This is a genomic window from Saccharothrix longispora (assembly GCF_030852425.1).
GTDB classification, from domain to species: domain Bacteria; phylum Actinomycetota; class Actinomycetes; order Mycobacteriales; family Pseudonocardiaceae; genus Actinosynnema; species Actinosynnema longispora.
Genome location: NZ_NSDM01000004.1, coordinates 38271 through 54114, shown reverse-complemented (window position 1 = coordinate 54114; position 15844 = coordinate 38271). Strand labels below are relative to the sequence as shown.

14 protein-coding genes and 1 pseudogene are annotated in these 15844 nt (G+C 73.3%); 4 read left to right on the top strand and 11 right to left on the bottom strand.

Translation table 11 applies throughout. From position 1 onward, the window contains the following. Positions 1–59: 59 nt before the first annotated feature. From CKY47_RS36880 to CKY47_RS10935, 4 genes and pseudogenes are all read right to left on the bottom strand, one after another. Positions 60–940, bottom strand: a pseudogene (locus tag CKY47_RS36880) (molybdenum cofactor biosynthesis protein MoaE). 32 nt (positions 941–972) lie between these two features. Next, positions 973–1446, bottom strand: coding sequence for a cyclic pyranopterin monophosphate synthase MoaC (gene moaC / locus CKY47_RS10945; RefSeq protein WP_306745604.1), 474 nt, complete (start codon positions 1444–1446; stop codon positions 973–975). Positions 1447–1495: 49 nt separating this feature from the next. Beyond that, positions 1496–2890: an NAD-dependent malic enzyme gene (locus CKY47_RS10940; protein WP_306745603.1), complete on the bottom strand. Its 1395-nt coding sequence runs from the start codon at positions 2888–2890 to the stop codon at positions 1496–1498. Between the two features lie 98 nt (positions 2891–2988). Then, positions 2989–3174, bottom strand: coding sequence for a hypothetical protein (locus tag CKY47_RS10935; protein ID WP_306745602.1), 186 nt, complete (start codon positions 3172–3174; stop codon positions 2989–2991). A gap of 134 nt (positions 3175–3308) precedes the next feature. Between CKY47_RS10935 and CKY47_RS10930 the strand changes: the two genes are divergently transcribed. Next, positions 3309–3884 (top strand): 3'-5' exonuclease, encoded by a 576-nt coding sequence (locus CKY47_RS10930; protein WP_306745601.1) that lies wholly within the window; start codon positions 3309–3311, stop codon positions 3882–3884. Positions 3885–3940: 56 nt separating this feature from the next. Here CKY47_RS10930 and CKY47_RS10925 read toward each other — a convergent pair whose 3' ends face one another. Next, positions 3941–4552, bottom strand: a complete 612-nt coding sequence (locus CKY47_RS10925; RefSeq protein ID WP_306745600.1) for a TetR/AcrR family transcriptional regulator — start codon at positions 4550–4552, stop codon at positions 3941–3943. A 60-nt stretch (positions 4553–4612) separates the two neighbouring features. On the opposite strand from CKY47_RS10925, the gene CKY47_RS10920 reads away from it, so the two are divergent. Then, positions 4613–5020 (top strand): RidA family protein, encoded by a 408-nt coding sequence (locus CKY47_RS10920; protein ID WP_306745599.1) that lies wholly within the window; start codon positions 4613–4615, stop codon positions 5018–5020. Positions 5021–5078: 58 nt separating this feature from the next. Then, positions 5079–7325 (top strand): helicase-associated domain-containing protein, encoded by a 2247-nt coding sequence (locus CKY47_RS10915; protein WP_306745598.1) that lies wholly within the window; start codon positions 5079–5081, stop codon positions 7323–7325. Between the two features lie 479 nt (positions 7326–7804). On the opposite strand, the gene CKY47_RS10910 is transcribed toward CKY47_RS10915, so the two are convergent. Genes CKY47_RS10910 through CKY47_RS10895 form a run of 4 tightly spaced genes read right to left on the bottom strand, consistent with a single transcriptional unit; the run spans position 7805 to position 13069 of the window. Continuing rightward, a complete protein-coding gene (locus tag CKY47_RS10910; protein WP_073887831.1) occupies positions 7805–8410 on the bottom strand; it encodes a GTP-binding protein in 606 nt (201 codons plus the stop codon). Beyond that, positions 8391–9149 (bottom strand): DUF742 domain-containing protein, encoded by a 759-nt coding sequence (locus tag CKY47_RS10905; RefSeq protein ID WP_306745597.1) that lies wholly within the window; start codon positions 9147–9149, stop codon positions 8391–8393. Before CKY47_RS10905 ends, CKY47_RS10910 begins: the two co-directional genes overlap by 20 nt. A gap of 30 nt (positions 9150–9179) precedes the next feature. Then, the gene (locus CKY47_RS10900) at positions 9180–9599 is read right to left on the bottom strand and encodes a roadblock/LC7 domain-containing protein (protein ID WP_033442969.1); all 420 of its coding nucleotides are present in this window, start codon (positions 9597–9599) and stop codon (positions 9180–9182) included. Then, on the bottom strand, positions 9596–13069 hold the full coding sequence (locus CKY47_RS10895) for a sensor histidine kinase (RefSeq protein ID WP_371320651.1): 3474 nt from the start codon (positions 13067–13069) through the stop codon (positions 9596–9598). The genes CKY47_RS10900 and CKY47_RS10895 overlap by 4 nt, the downstream gene beginning before the upstream one ends. A 337-nt stretch (positions 13070–13406) precedes the next feature. Here CKY47_RS10895 and CKY47_RS10890 point away from each other — a divergent pair, with 337 nt between their 5' ends. Next, positions 13407–14384: an ABC transporter substrate-binding protein gene (locus tag CKY47_RS10890; RefSeq protein ID WP_306745595.1), complete on the top strand. Its 978-nt coding sequence runs from the start codon at positions 13407–13409 to the stop codon at positions 14382–14384. Between the two features lie 58 nt (positions 14385–14442). On the opposite strand, the gene CKY47_RS10885 is transcribed toward CKY47_RS10890, so the two are convergent. Together CKY47_RS10885 and CKY47_RS10880 are read right to left on the bottom strand one after the other, a co-directional pair. Further along, positions 14443–15300, bottom strand: coding sequence for an LppU/SCO3897 family protein (locus tag CKY47_RS10885; protein ID WP_306745594.1), 858 nt, complete (start codon positions 15298–15300; stop codon positions 14443–14445). An 82-nt stretch (positions 15301–15382) separates the two neighbouring features. Further along, the gene (locus tag CKY47_RS10880) at positions 15383–15844 is read right to left on the bottom strand and encodes an LppU/SCO3897 family protein (protein WP_306745593.1); all 462 of its coding nucleotides are present in this window, start codon (positions 15842–15844) and stop codon (positions 15383–15385) included.

Genomic DNA, 15844 nt, shown 5'->3' with positions numbered 1-15844 from the left:
GGACGGGGACCCCGACCGCCTTCACCCGGCGGCCGGGGTCCTTTCCCGTCACCGGGCGCTCAGGGCATGTTGACCCACTCGTCGGTGCCGTCGGCGAACACCTGCCGCTTCCACACCGGCAGCCGCCGCTTCACCTCGTCGACCAGCTCGGAGCAGGCGTCGAACGCCTCGCGCCGGTGCTCGGCGGCCACCGCGCAGGCCAGCGCCACGTCCCCGATGGCCAGCTGCCCGACCCGGTGCGACACGGCGACCGCCCGCACCCCGTCGAAGCGGGCCACCACGTCGGCGACCACCTCCGCCACCACGGCCGCGGCCGTCGGGTGCCCGACGTACTCCAACTCCCGCACGGAGCGCCCGCCGTCGTGGTCGCGGACCACCCCGGCGAACGTGACGACCGCCCCCGCGGCGGCGTCCTCCACCAGCTTCGCGTGCTCCTCCACCGACAGCGGCTGATCGCTGACGGTCGCGCGCAGCACCCCGGTCACGCGTGATCACCTCCGGCCACCTGGTCGACGGCGTGCTCCAGCACGGCGCCGAGCACCTCCAGCCCGTCCCGCACCCCGCCCGTCGAACCGGGCAGGTTCACCACGAACGTGCGGCCCGCGACGCCCGCCACCCCGCGCGACAGCACCGAGGCGGGCACCCCCGGCCACGCCGACGAGCGGATCGCGTCCGCCACGCCCGGCACCTCGAAGTCGAGCACCGAGCGGGTCGCCTCCGGCGTGCGGTCGGTGGGGCTGACACCCGTGCCGCCGGTCGTGACGACCACGTGCACGCCGTCCGCCACCGCCGCGCGCAGCGCCTCCGCCACCGGGTCGCCGTCCGGCACGACCGCGGCGTCCGGCACGTCGTAGCCGCGCTCGCGCAGCCAGCCGACGATGATCGGCCCGCCGCGGTCCTCGTACACCCCGGCCGAGGCCCGGTTGGACGCGGTGACCACGCGGGCGGTCCGGGCGGGCTTCGCGGGCGGCGTCACGGGCGCTCCCAGAGGCCGGTCTTGCCGCCCTCCTTGCGCTCGACGCGCACCGCGTCCATCGACGCCGCCGGGTCGACCGCCTTCACCATGTCGTGCAGGGTCAGCCCGGCCACGGCGACCGCGGTCAGCGCCTCCATCTCCACGCCGGTGCGGTCGGCGGTGCGCACGGTCGCCGTGACGCGGACCTCGGCGTCGCCGAGCTCCAGGTCGACCTCCACGCCCGAGAGCGCGATGGGGTGGCACAGCGGCACCAGGTCCGGCGTGCGCTTGGCCGCCATGATCCCGGCGATCCGGGCCGTGGCGAGCGCGTCGCCCTTGGGCAGGCCGTCGCGGGCGAGCAGCGCCACCACCTCGGCGGTGGTGCGCAGCACGCCGGAGGCGACGGCGGTGCGGGTGGTCGGCTCCTTGCCGGACACGTCGACCATCCGGGCCGCCCCGGCCTGGTCCAGGTGCGTGAACTGCTGGGTCATGCCGCCGATGCTAGGCCCCGGCGGCACGACCGCCCGACGTCGCGCTTGCTCAGCCGCCGCCCTGGTCGGCAGCCGCCTTGCGCACCGCTTCCGCCACGGCGGGCGCCACGGTGCTGTCGAACACGCTGGGCACGATGAACGACGCGTTGAGCCGCTCGCCGTCCACCACGTCGGCGATGGCGTTGGCCGCGGCCAGCAGCATGGCGTCGGTGATGGTGCGCGCGTGGGCGTCCAGCAGGCCCCGGAACACGCCGGGGAACGCGAGCACGTTGTTGATCTGGTTCGGGAAGTCGCTGCGCCCGGTGGCCACGACGGCGGCGTGCTTCTGCGCCTCCATCGGGTCGATCTCCGGGTCCGGGTTGGCCAGCGCGAACACGATGGCGTCGGAGTTCATCGTGGCGACCTGCTCGGCGCCGAACAGGTTCGGGGCCGACACGCCGATGAACACGTCCGCGCCGACCAGCGCGTCGTGCAGCCGGCCGCTGACGTTGTCCTTGTTGGTGGCGGCGGCGATGGACCTCAGGTTGTCGTCCAGGCCGGGTCGGTCGCGGTGCACGATGCCGTCCACGTCGACCGCGACCACGTCACCCGGCTCCTGCTTGAGCAGCAGCCGGATGATCGCCGACCCCGCCGCGCCCACGCCGCACACCACGAGCTTGCAGTCGGAGATCTTCTTGCCGACCACGCGCAGCGCGTTGCGCAGGGCGCCGACCACGACGATCGCGGTGCCGTGCTGGTCGTCGTGGAAGACGGGGATGTCGAGCTTCTCGCGCAGCCGCGCCTCGATCTCGAAGCAGCGGGGCGCGGCGATGTCCTCCAGGTTGATGCCGCCGTAGACGGGGGCGATCAGCTCCACCGCGCGGATGATCTCCTCGGTGTCCTGGGTGTCCAGGCACACCGGCCACGCGTCGACGCCGGCGAACTTCTTGAACAGCGCCGCCTTGCCCTCCATCACCGGCAGCGCGGCGGCGGGGCCGATGTTGCCCAGGCCGAGCACGGCGGAGCCGTCGGTGACCACGGCGACCGTGTTGCGCTTGATGGTGAGGCGGCGCGCGTCGTCCGGGTTCTCGGCGATGGCCATGCAGACCCGGGCGACGCCGGGGGTGTAGGCGCGGGAGAGGTCGTCGCGGTTGCGCAGCGGCACCTTGGACGAGATCTCGATCTTGCCGCCGAGGTGGACCAGGAACGTCCGGTCGGACACCTTGCGCACGACGATCCCGGGCAGCAGCTCCAGGGTGTCGGTGATGTCCTTGGCGTGGTTGGCCGACAGGGCGTTGCACGTGAGGTCGATGATCACGCGGTCGGTGTGGGACTCGACGACGTCGAAGGCGGTGATGACACCACCGGCCCGACCGACCGCCGACGTGAGGTCACCGGCGGCCGACGCCGACGGCGGGGCCTCCAGGCGGACGGTGATCGAGTATCCAGGGCCGGGGACCGGCATCGTTCCTCCCATAGAGCACTGCGCGGCGGGAGTCGAGCGTAGTCCCGGATGGATTGCGGAACGCGCGCGACTCGACCGCCGCGCGCGCCGCTCGGGGACTAGCGGTTGATCTCGGTGACCGGGTGGTGGTATCCGAGTTCCTCCACCGGCAGCGGGAAGGTGACCTTGCCGAAGGGGGACAGCGCGCCCTGCACGTCGGCGGCCAACTCGCTGACCGCGTGCTTGTCGCCTTCCGGGGCCTCCGGCCAGTTCGGGTCGATGCGCTCGGGGCGGAGCTTGGCCACTGTTCCTCCTCGGTGGTGCCTGCTTCGCCACAAGTGTGCCTCACGGCCCCGCCGCCGCGCCGACGCGGTGACCGGACCGGGACGCGCGGGAAACGGGAGAGCATCGTCACCTGTGGGGTGGCTAACCTCCCCGGGTGCTGGTCAACGTGGTGGACGTCGAGGCGACGTGCTGGGACGGGCAGCCCCCGCCCGGCCAGGTGAGCGAGATCGTGGAGGTCGGGCTGACCGTCGTGGACCTGGCCGCGCGCACGCGCGTGTCCCGGCACGGGGTGCTCGTGCGGCCGCGGCGGTCGACCGTGAGCGCGTTCTGCACCGGGCTGACCGGCCTGACGCAGGCCGAGGTGGACGGCGGCGTGACGTTCGCGGAGGCCTGCCGACTGCTGGCCGAGGAGCACGCGGCGGGCACGCGGCCGTGGGTGAGCTGGGGCGACTACGACCGGAACCAGTTCGGCCGGCAGTGCCGGGCGACGGGCGTGCGCTACCCGTTCGGGCGGCACCACACGAACGCCAGGGCGGTCTTCACCCGCGCGCACGGCCTGCGCAGGCGGCCCGGCATGGCGCAGGCGCTGGAGATCGCCGGCCTGCCGCTGGAGGGCAGGCACCACCGGGGCGAGGACGACGCGTGGAACATCGGGGCCCTGGTGCTCGACCTGGTCGCGCGCGGCGCGTGGCCGGAGGAGCCCACCACCCCGCCCGACCTGGAGCCCTGACGGGGTCCGCCCGGGCCGGGTCCCCTCAGGCCGGGTCCCCTCAGGCCGGGTCCCGCTCAGCCGAGGCCCTCCCACCCCAGCGCGACCGACCGGCGGCACCGGTCGGGGTCGTCACCCGCGCCGGTGAACAGCGCGGACAGCAGGACGGGGCCGTGGGCGAGCGCCTCGCGCGGCAGGGGGCCGGTGCCGACCAGCGAGACCAGCCCGTGGCCGACGACCCAGCTCTGCGTGGCCAGGTCCAGCGGGACGGTGCCGGCGCGGAAGCGGCCCGCCGCGCGGCCCCGGCGGACGGCCTGGACCAGGTGTTCCAGGGTGTCGTCGGCGGCCTGGAGGTCCTCCAGGTCGAAGTCCGCGTCGAACATGACCCGGTACAGGTCGGGGTGGTCCAGGGCGTTGCCGAGGTAGGCGGCGCACAGCGCGGTCAGGTCGCGGACCGGGTCGTCGGTGGCGGTCACCGCGGCGAACCTGGCCGCCAGGCGCGTGAAGCCCTCCTGGCGCAGGGCGCGCCACACGCCGTCCATGCCGCCGAAGTGGGTGTAGACGGCCATCGTCGACACACCGGTGCCGGCGACCAGCGAGCGCAGGGTGACGGGTTCGCGGGCGCGGAGCAGGTGCGCGGCCCGCTCGACGAGCAGGGTGCGCACCGCCGGGTCCCTCGTCCTGACCATGGACAGACCATAGCATTGCAATGCTATGGTCTGTCCGCATCCACGACGTGAGGAGTTGGCATGGCCATCACCCTGGTGAACCCCGACGGGCTGCCGAAGGCGGGCGTGTACCGGCAGGTGTCGGTCGCCACCGGCTCGAAGCTGGTCTTCGTGGCCGGGCAGGTCGCCCGGGACGGCGACGGCAACCGGGTCGGCGAGGGCGACCTCGCCGCGCAGGCCGAGCAGGCGTACCTCAACGTCGGCACCGCCCTGGCCGCGGTCGGCGCGTCCTTCGACGACGTGGCGAAGCTGACCGTGTACGTCGTCGACTGGACGCCCGACAAGATGCCCGCCTTCCTGGAGGGCGTCGGGCGGGCCGCCGCGAAGCTCGGCGTGACCCCGGTCCCGCCCGCCACGCTGGTGGGCGTCGCCGCGCTCGCCGAACCCGACCTGATGGTCGAGGTCGAGGCCACCGCGGTGCTCGACTGACCGCTCGGGACCGGAGTCGCACGACGGGCCGGCGCGGCGGGCATATACCGTGGTGAGGATGTCCGGCACCACCCTCGCCGAGTGGCTGCGGGCGCAGGAGGACCCCGCGCTCGTGGCACTGCTGCGCGCCCGGCCGGACCTGGCCACGCCACCGCCCGCCGACACCGCCGTACTGGCCACCCGCATCGGCTCGCGCGCCTCCGTGGCGCGGGCCTGCGAAGACCTCGACACGCTCACGCTGACCGTGCTCGAAGCGCTGCTCGTGCTGGACGCGGACCTCGCGCCGGTCGACGCGAAGGCCGTCCGCGCCCTGTTCGGGAAGACCGACGTGCGGCCGGCGCTGCGGCTGCTGCGCGCGCGGGCGCTGCTGTGGGGGCCCGACGACGCGATCTCCACCCCGCCGGCGTCGCGGGACGCGGTCAACCCGTTCCCGTGCGGCCTGGGCCGCTCCGTGCCCGGCCTCGCCGACGTCGACGTGGACGACCTGCCCGAGGACGAGCGGCGCGTGCTGCGGGCCCTCGCCGCCGGGCCGCCGGTCGGGCAGACGAAGGACGCCACGCGGCTCGTGCCCCTGGAGGGCGCGACGACGCCGATCCAGAAGCTGCTCGCCCGCGGCCTGCTGGTCCGGCGCGACGCGCAGACCGTCGAGCTGCCGCGCGAGGTCGGGCTGAAGGTGCGCGGCGCGTCCCCGCTCGGCCCCGTGCAGGCGAAGGAGCCCGCGCTGGGCACGGTGGAGCGCGACCCGGCGACGGTGGACCACACCGGCGGCGGCGCGGCGCTGGAGCTGTCCCGGCACGTCGAGGCGCTGCTGCGCGCCTGGTCGGACGAGCCGCCCCCGGTGCTGCGGTCGGGCGGCGTCGGCGTGCGCGAGCTGCGCAAGCTCGCCCGGGACCTCGACGTCGACGAGCGCCGGGCCGCGCTGCTGGTGGAACTGGTCGTCAACGCGGGCCTGGTGGCCGACAGCGACGGCGCCGAACCGGAGTGGGTGCCGACGACGCAGACCGACGCGTGGCTCGTCTCCGCGCCCGAGCACCGGTGGGCGACGCTCGCCCAGGCGTGGGTCGACCTGCCCCGGCTGCCGGGCCTGATCGGGCGGCGCGACGACCGCGACCGCCTGCTCAACCCCCTGGCGCCGGAGCTGAACCGCCCCGCCGCGCCGCGCGACCGGCGACGCGTCCTCGAAGCGCTCGCCGCGCTGGAGCCCGGCACGTCGGTCACCGACCCGGACGAGCTGGCGGCCGTGCTGGCGTGGCGCGCGCCCCGGCGGGGCGGTCGGCTGCGCGACGAGCTGGTGCGCTGGACCGTCGAGGAGGGCACGGCGGTGGGCGTGCTCGCGCTGGGCGCCCTCACCGCGCAGGGCCGCACGCTGCTCGCCGAGGGCCCCGCCGCGGCGGCCAAGCGGCTCGGCGACGCGCTGCCCGCGCCGGTCGACCACGTGCTGGTGCAGGCCGACCTGACCGTCGTCGCGCCCGGCCGGCTGGACCCGGAGCTGGCCGACGAGATCGCGCTGGTCGCGGACGTCGAGTCGGCGGGCGGGGCGACCGTCTACCGGGTGCACGAGGGGTCCGTGCGGCGGGCGTTCGACGCGGGCCGCAGCGCCGCCGACCTGCACGAGCTGTTCCGGGCGCGGTCGCGGACGCCGGTGCCGCAGTCGCTGACCTACCTGATCGACGACGCGGCCCGCAAGCACGGCAGGCTGCGCGGCGGCGCGGCCGGGTCGTTCCTGCGCTGCGACGACCCGGTGCTGGTCGCCGAGGTGCTCGCGCACCCGGCGGCCGAGCGGCTGGAGCTGCGCCGGATCGCGCCGACCGTGCTGGTCGGCCCGCTGCCGCTGGCCGAGGTGCTGGACGTGCTGCGCGCGGCGGGGTTCGCGCCCTCGGCGGAGGGACCGGACGGCCGGGTGCTCGACCTGCGCGAGGGCGGCCGGCGGATCGCCGGCAAGGGGCGCCGCAGGACGGCGCAGCCGACCACGCCGTCCGACGAGCAGCTGGGCGAGCTGGTGCGCCTGGTGCGGGCGGGCGACCGGGCGGCGACCACGACGGGTGGCGCGCGCGTGTCGGTGCCCGGTCACCTGGGCGCGGGACCGTCCGCGACCCTCGACCTGCTCCAACGCGCGGCCAGGCTGGGCCGCAGCGTGCTGGTCGACTTCGTCGACGGGCACGGCACGGCGGCGCGGCGCGTCATCACGCCGCACGTCGTGGGCGGTGGCGTGCTGGAGGGCGTGGACGTCAGCTACGGCGAGGTGCGCCGGTTCCCGCTGCACCGCATCACGTCGGCCGCGCTGGTCGAGGACGACGGCGCGTAGTCACCGGACGTGGCGCGCGACCACCTGTCGGTGTCGTCGCGGCGACCTGGCGTCGTGGGCGGGGCGTCCCCGGACGCCCGCACGACGACGTGAAGGGAGCCACCCCGATGAGGATCTTCCGCAGGACCGCGCTCGCCGCCACCGCCGCGATCGCCCTGTCCACGGGCAGCGCCCTGGCCGCCCCCTCACCCCGACCGCCGCCGGTCCGGGTACGAGCACCACGACCACCCGGGGATGCCGGGACGACTGGTGGGAGTGCGACGGCGGCTGGGACGGCGGCTGGGACGACTGAGCCCGGTCGCACCGGCGGACCGGCCTGCCCCGGGGCGCGGCGCGCCCGCCTCCGCGCGCGGTGCCCGGCAGGGGCCCCGGGGTCCCCGCCCTCCGCACCTCCGGCGGGGTACGGCGATCCCGGCCCTCGCCGGACGTGATCGAGGGCGGCCCCCACCGGGGGCCGCCCTCGATCACGAACGTCCGGATCAGCCCGCGCGGACGGACATCCACTGGCGCATGGCGTGCTCCACCAGCGTGATCAGCGTCTGCTTGGTCGACTGCCGGTTGCGCGCGTCGCACGTCACGATCGGCACGGACTGGTCGATGGTCAGCGCGTCCCGGACGTCCTCGATCCGGTGGTGCAGCAAACCGTCGAAGCAGTTCACCCCGACGACGTACGGCAGCTGCCGGTCGTCGAAGAAGTCGATCGACGCGAACGCGTCCGCCAACCGGCGCGTGTCCACCAGCACGATCGCGCCGATGGCGCCCCGTACCAGGTCGTCCCACATGAACCAGAACCTGTGCTGCCCGGGCGTCCCGAACAGGTACAGGATCAGGTCCTGGTCCAACGACACGCGGCCGAAGTCCATGGCCACCGTCGTCGTGACCTTGTTCGGCGTGGCCGAGAGGTCGTCGACCCCGGCGCTGGCCTCGGTCATCACCGCTTCGGTGGTCAGCGGAACGATCTCCGACACGGAACCGACGAACGTCGTCTTGCCCACGCCGAAGCCACCCGCGACCACGATCTTCGCGGAGGTCGTCGGCTTCTTGGCGCCTTCGGCCGCGTTGGGGCTAGAGCCTGCGAAGCCCACTGAGCACCCTCTCAAGGAAATCGATGGACGGCCTGTCCCCCACGACCAGGCCACCCTGGTGAATCAAAACCAAACCCATGCTCGCCATGTCACCGATCAGCACCCGCGCCACGCCCAGCGGCAGCCGGAGGTGCGCGGCGACTTCGGCCACCGATCGCGTGTCGGTGCAGAGCCCGCAGATGGACCGGTGCTCGGGGAGCACGGCCGCGTCCCGGTCGAGGCCCTTCTCGCTGGTGGAGATGAGCGCCTCGATCGCGAGGTCGTAGTCGGGCCGGGTACGGCCACCGGTCCTGGTGTACGGGCGGACGAGCGAACCCGACTCGGCGGCCGGGTTCTCCTCCCGTCGCACGACCGGCTGCGGACCGGTCGTGTAGGGCACCTGTTCCGGCACGCTGTCGGGCAGGCCGTGGGCGCCGAACAGGTCGGCGCCCGGACCTCCGAACAACCCGCTGCCGTACCCGTCGATGTCGAACCGGTTGGGAACGTCGTCGTAGTCGTACGACGAGTCGTCAACCTCACGCTGTGACATGTCGCCTTGCCCCTGCCCTGTGCCTTCGACCCGTGGCGCCTGCGCCCGTGCAGCCCGGCGGCCCGTCCACGAGTTGGGTGCGTCCTCGGCTTCCTCGTCCTGTGTGGGGTCGGCATCCGGCTCAGCGAATTGGAAGCCGCCGACCGCCCACTCCTGGTAGTTGAAGTTCCTACCGAAGCGGCGGCCGCCGGCGCCAGATCGTTCAGCCATCTACCCTCACCCCCACGATCTCACGAGGAGCTACCGCCGAACCACGCCCTGGAGCTGCGCGCGCAGCTCCGGGGTCAGCTGCTGGCCCACGCGCTCGACCAGCAAGGTCATCTCGTACGCCACGAGGCCGATGTCGCAGTTCGGGGCCGCGAGCACCGCGAGGCACGACCCGTCGCTGATGGACATCAGGAACAGGTAACCCCGTTCCATCTCGACCACGGTCTGGTTGACCGTGCCCGCCTCGAAGCACCGTGCGGCGCCGGCGGTGAGGCTGACCAGCCCCGACGCCACCGCGGACAGTTGTTCGGCGCGGTCTCGGGGCAGGCCCTGCGAGCCGGCGAGCAGAAGCCCGTCCGCCGACACGACCACGGAATGCGCTACACCGGGAACCCGGCGCACGAAGTCGGTGATAAGCCAACCAAAGCTGCCTGGCTGAGCTGCGGTCGTCACTCCTGCTCCTCGTCTTGCCGGCTCGACATGTCACCAGCGTAAGCGTCGATCAAAGCGTGTCGCCCTCGACGGACGCCCTGCTGAAGACTCGACATGCGTCCACGGATCGCGTCAGCCGATCGTGGTGGCAGCGGGGGCCGCTGCGGTTGCCGCTCCGACGCCTGGGGCTTCGGCGCGGCTGATCCCGGCACAAGCTGAGCCTTGGGCACCCGCTTGGGCAACCCCGCCTGTGTCGTGGTTTCGGGGGCCTTGCCGAGCAAGGCCTGTGCTGCCTGCCACCCCTCGTCGGCGGGCGAGTGCCACACCGACTCGGCGGACGGCGCGGACGGCTCGGGCTCGGCGACCGGTTCGGGCTCGGTCACGCGGGACACCTCCCCATGAGGGTTCTCCGAAGCGCGCTTGGGCAGGGTGCTGGGTGCTGCGCCGGGCTGCCGCTTGGGCAGCCCGCCCTCGGTCAGACTAGGCGCGGCGTCACCCCGTCGGGCAAGCGCACCCTCGGATTCGCGCGCGGCATGACCGTTGGCGGCCACGTCGAGGGTGCCGCGCTGCGGCAGGGCGTCCTCGGACGTGGTGGGGGCGACCGGCGGGACCGGCTGCGGCCGGCGGGTCGGCAGGGACGACTCCCCGGCCGGCTCCCGCTTCCCGGCCTCCGGCGCGGGCGGCACGGCCTGCGCGGTCGCCGCGGAGGTCTCGCTGCCCACGACCTGGAACCACTGCGAGAGGACCGCCTCGTAGATCGGCAGCCGCTCGGTGGGCGCGTCCAGGTCGCGCTCGACCTCCCCGGCGGCGGGCGCCGGGGCCGTGCCGTTGCGGTGGGCGGGCGCCTCCGGCTCGCGGGCCTCGAACCCGGCGCCGAGGCCGGCCCCGGTGTCGAAGCCGTCGAACCCGTCGAAGCCGGTGTCGGTGTCGGTGTCGAAGCCGGTGTCGACGGCGACGGCGAACTGGGTCGTCTCGAAGCCGTGCTGGTCCTTGTCCTGCTCGTCGCGGTCCTCGTAGGCGGTGAACAGCGTCGGCTCGCCGAACGAGCCGGACGGCTCGCGCTCCACGTCGCGCTCGTCGCCCACCGGCAGCCACGACTGGGAGATCTCCGCGGAGGTCTCGGCGGGCGCCTCGGCCGGCGCGTCGCCGAACGCGGGCACGCGGGCCGCGTCGTGCTCGCCCTCGGTCCGCACGAAGCTCACCGGGAACGCGGGCTGCTCGTCCTCGACGCGCGGCAGGCCGGGGAAACTGGGGAAGCTCGGCTCGTCGTCCCCGCGGACCGGTCCGCCGCCCAGACCGCCGCCACCCAGACCGCCACCGCCGAACGCCCCGGCGATGCCGGCGGAGCGCTGCGCGGGGTTCTGGCTCGGGAACGCGGCGGCGGGCTCCAGCGGCGCGGCGGCCTGGCCGGGCTGCTGCACGAGCGTGTCGGGCACCAGCACGAGCGCGGTGGTGCCGCCCTCGATGTCCTCGTTGGCGCGCAGCCGCACCTTGATGTCGTGCCGCTTGGCCAATCGCGCGACCACGTACAGGCCCATGCGGCGGGACACGGCGACGTCGACGTCCGGCGGGTCGGCCAGGCGCTCGTTGGCGTCGTTGATCTCCTGCTCGCCCATGCCGACGCCGCGGTCCTGGATCTCGACGGCCAGCTCGCCCTTGCGGGTGCGGGCCGTGCGCACGGTGACCTTGGTCACCGGGTCGGAGAACGCGGTGGCGTTGTCGAGCAGCTCGGCGATCAGGTGCACGAGGTCGTTGACCGCGCGGCCCTGGACCGTCAGCTCGGGGGTCTGGCCGACCTGCACGCGGGCGTACTGCTCGACCTCGGACACCGCGGCGCCGAGCACCTCGGCCGCCGGGACCGGGCGGGTGAGCCGCCGGGACAGGTCCGTGCCGGACAGGACCAGCAGGTTCTCGCTGTTGCGCCGCATGCGGGTCGCGAGGTGGTCCAGCTCGAAGAGGCTGGCCAGCTGGTCGGGGTCCTGCTCGTCCTGCTCCAGCCGGTCGATCAGGTTCAGCTGGCGCTCGACGAGGGCCTGCGAGCGGCGGGACAGGTTGACGAACATCGAGTTGACGTTGTCGCGCAGCAGGGCCTGCTCGGCGGCCAGCCGGACCGCCTCGCCGTGCACCGCGTCGAACGCGCGGGCCACCTGGCCGACCTCCTCGCGGGTGGTGATCGGCACCGGCGCGATGGCGGACTTGGCGGCTTCCTGCGGGTTCGGGTCCTTCAGGATCAGGTCGACCGCCTCGGGCAGGCCGTGGTCGGCCACGTCGAGGGCGGTGCGGCGCAGCACGCGCAGCGGCACGAGGATCGAGCGGGCCACGAACAGCGCCATGACCAGCGCCAGCAGCAGCGACACGAGCACGATGCCCGAGTCGCGGAACGCCGCGGCGCGCGCCTGGCCGGTCAGCTCGTCGGTGCGGTTCTGGAGCTGCTCCAGCAGCAGGTTCTCCACGTCGCGGGTGAGGTTCACCGTCAGCGTCGCGGCGATGTCCCACTTCTCCGGGCGCAGGGACTCCAGGCTCTGCTCGTTCTCGCCGAGGTTGAGCGCGGTCTCCACCATGTCGTTCGCGGTGTCGACGATCAGGCCGGTGACGGTGTCGTCGTAGATCTTGGCCTGGTCGGGGGTCGCGGACTTGCGGAAGTCGTTGCGGGCCGCGTTCAGCTCCGCCTCGGCGGACAGGATCAGGCGCTCCTGCGTCGGGCCGAGCTGCCCGCGCTGGAAGACGTCGAGCATGATGCCGCGCTTGCGCGACTCCTGCTCCTTGATGCGGGCGATGGCGTTGGTCGCCAGGTGCAGCCGCACCAGCTCGGGGTCGTTGATGCCCGCGATGGCCTGCTCGCCGAGGTCCAGGAGGCCCTCGATCGACTCGGAGTAGGTGCGCAGCACCGCGTCCGACGGGTAGGCGGTGTCGCGGACCGCGTTGCGGAGGCTGTTGAGCCGGTTCAGCTGGCTCGACGCCTGCCGGAAGCGGGTCACCACGGTGTCGCCGAGGTCGCCGCTGAGTTCGAGGATCTTGCTGTTCAGGGCGTCGATCGTGTCGTTGACGCGGCGCAGCTGCCGGTCGAGGACGACGCGGTCCAGCGCCTTGTCGGACGCGACGTGCAGGGTGCTGAGGTCGCGTTCGCGCTGGAGCTGCTGCACCAGGTCGGCGACCGCGGACTCCAGCTGGATCTGGTTCGCCAACTGGTTGAACTCGGTGGCGTCGGCCAGGTCGGAGTTCACCCTCAGGCCACCGAGGGCGAGCGCCGCGACCGTGGGGATCAGCAGCACGGCGGCGAGCTTGGTGGGCAGTCGCCAGTTCCGCAGTCGCCAGTTCCCGGTGCGGGTGTCCCGTCGGGGAGCGCGCACGTCCGACGTCGCAACGGCGCCCGTGGACTCGGTCACACTTCCCTCACGCAGCGCAGTCATTTCCTCACCCGGTCCGGGCCTTTCGGAGCGTGGTGGGTTCCCCACGCCTGACTGGCTGGGGCCTCTCTCTCGACGGGCCACGCTGGGCTTCCTCTTCTTGCAGCAGTGTTCCCCGGCCTCTCCCCACGGACCGAAGCATGGACACGAAATCGGGCGAATTGCAGCACAGGGACGGTGGCGTTGGCTAGGCACCCCACCCCCGCGCGGTGATCACGACCGTCTGCGACGACCGGTGCCACCAGCCGGGGAGCGTAGTGCTCGATCCCTGCTGCGGGGAAGAGTCCGAGAGCACCCACCGTATCCGAGCAGGACTGTCGTTTCATACCTCTGGGTGGTTACCATCCCCCACATCGACACGTTCGTCGACAATTCGTTGATCAAAAGACCTCGGTCCAAGGTCGTTCCGGCGAGAGGTGCCATGCCTACCCCAGCGCGTGTTCTGCGACGTGCGGCAGCGTTGTTCGCGTGCGCCGCGACCCTGACGGCGTGCGGCCTGCTGCCGGGCGGCGACAGCGGCGACCGGCCCGAGGTGGAGCGCAACACGCTGCGCATCGGCGTGCTGCCGGTCGTCGACGTGGCGCCGCTGAAGCTCGCCCTCAACGACAAGCTGTTCGAGAAGGCGGGCCTCCAGGTCCAGCTGGTGACGTTGAGCACCGAGGACGAGGGCATCCAGCAGCTCGACACGACCCTCGACCTGACCTGGGCGAGCCACGTCAACCTGTTCCGCAGCTACGTCGCCGGCGCCCAGATCCAGCTCCAGGGCGAGGCGTACCAGGCGGGCACCGGCACGATGGCGCTGGTCACGCTCGACAAGGAGTACGACGCCCCCGGCGCGCTGGCCGCGCCGCGCATCGCGGTGAACTCCACCGAGGACGTCGGCGCGCTCACCACGAAGGCCGTGCTCAAGACCGCCGGCGTGGAGAAGCAGCGGATCGTGCTGCGCGAGATGCCGTTCGACCAGATGGTCGACGCGATGAAGGCCAAGCAGGTCGACGCGGCGTGGATGACCGAGCCGTTCATCACCAAGGCCCAGCGCGACGCGGGCGCCCGCGTCGTCACCGACACCGCGATCGGCCCCACCAAGGACTTCCCCATGTCGGGGTACGCGTCGAGCAAGAAGTTCGCCGAAGCCAACCCGCGCACGCTCGCCCTGTTCCGGCAGGTGCTGCGGGACGCGCAGGAAGCCGCGTCGAACAACAAGCTGTCCGTGCAGGACGTGCTGACCGGCTACGTCGACGTGGACCAGCAGACCGCGGCGCTGGTGTCCGTGGGGGTGTTCCCGCTGTCGCTGAACCCGGTCCGGCTCCAGCGGGTCGCCGACATGATGGACACCGAAGAGGTGTTCGACGAACGGCTCGACGTCGGCGCGTTGTTGCCGCCCGGAACCACCAACTGACACGTAGTGAGGAAACAAGGGGCCTTCTTTTCCGGAAGGCCCCTTGTCCATTTCGCTTTCACGCCTCGACGAGGCACACCGTGGTCGCCGGCTGCGAGTAGACCGACGGCGTCTCGCCGCCCTTGCACTCGTTCTCGTCGGCCCGGCCCGCGACGACTCTGCTGACCCTGTAGGTGGCTTCCGGCCCGCAGGTCACCTTCGTCGTCTTGGCCGCGACGATCGAACCCTCCTGCTTGAAGCAGTCGCCCTCGGCCGCGTTGAGCATCAGGCACAGCTTGAAGCCGTTGCTGCGCCGCCCGCCCCGGTCCGAGTACTCCGCGTAGTCGCCGTCCGGGCACGAGTCGGCGCTGCTGTCGAGGTTCGAGGCGACCTTGAACGCGGCCTCCGACGAGCCGCAGTCGACCTTCTCCACCTTGGCGTTCGACACGCCGGCCGAGACGATCTTGATGCACTCGCCGGGGTCCGCGCCGGACGGTCCGGTCAGGTTCGCGATGACGCCCGCCACCACGATGCCGACGATGCCGACCACGACCACGCCGATCAGCTTCTTCGCACCGCTCGACACGCCCTTGGCGGGCGGCGGGGGCGGGAACTGCCGACCCGGCTGGAACTGCTGGGGGTAGCCGGGCGGCGGGGGCGGGTACGCGTTCTGCGGGGCCTGGTAGCCGCCGGGCTGCGGAGGGCCCTGCTGCGGGTATCCCGGCTGCGGGTAGCCGGACTGCGGGTATCCCGGCTGCGGGTACCCCGGCTGCGGGTAGCCGGGCTGCTGCTCGTAGCCGCCGGGCTGCTGCTGCGGGTGGGGCTGGGCCGGGAACCCCTGGGGTGACGACGGCTGTCCCCAGCCCGGCTGCTGGGGTGGCGGGTGGCCCTGGGGCTGGCCGTAGGGCGGCGGCGGCTGGTCGGGGGGCGTGGTCACCTGGCGTTCCTCTCGAATCGGGCGAGCGGAACGTACCTCCGGGCAGCAGGCGGGCGCAGCCGTTTCAGCGCACGGCGCCGCGTCAGGCGGGGCGGCTGAGGCAGAACGTGACGGCGGGCTCCGGGTAGCTGAGGGCGCGGTCGTCACCGCAGTTCACCGGGTCCTTCGACGCCCTGGCGACGCGGATCGAGCCGGCGGTCGTGCAGTCGACCTTGTGCAGGCCCGTCTTCCGGTCCTGCCGGTAGCAGCCGCCCACGACGAAGTTGGGGATCAGGCACAGCGTGGCCGAGCCGACGTAGGCCGAGTAGGGCGCACCGCCCGTCGGGCACTTCCCACCCTCCTCGACGACCTTGGCGACCTTCACCGTCGCCCGGTCGGAGGAGCAGTCCAGCGCCAGGTACCTCGGCGCCTTCGCCGTGCCCTCGATCCGGGCGCACGCACCCACCGGCGGGCCCTCCGGGTCGGCCTCGAGCGCCGTGGCGGCGAACGCGCCCACCACGACCAGACCGACCGCGCCGATGCCCCACCGGATCGTCTTCCGCAT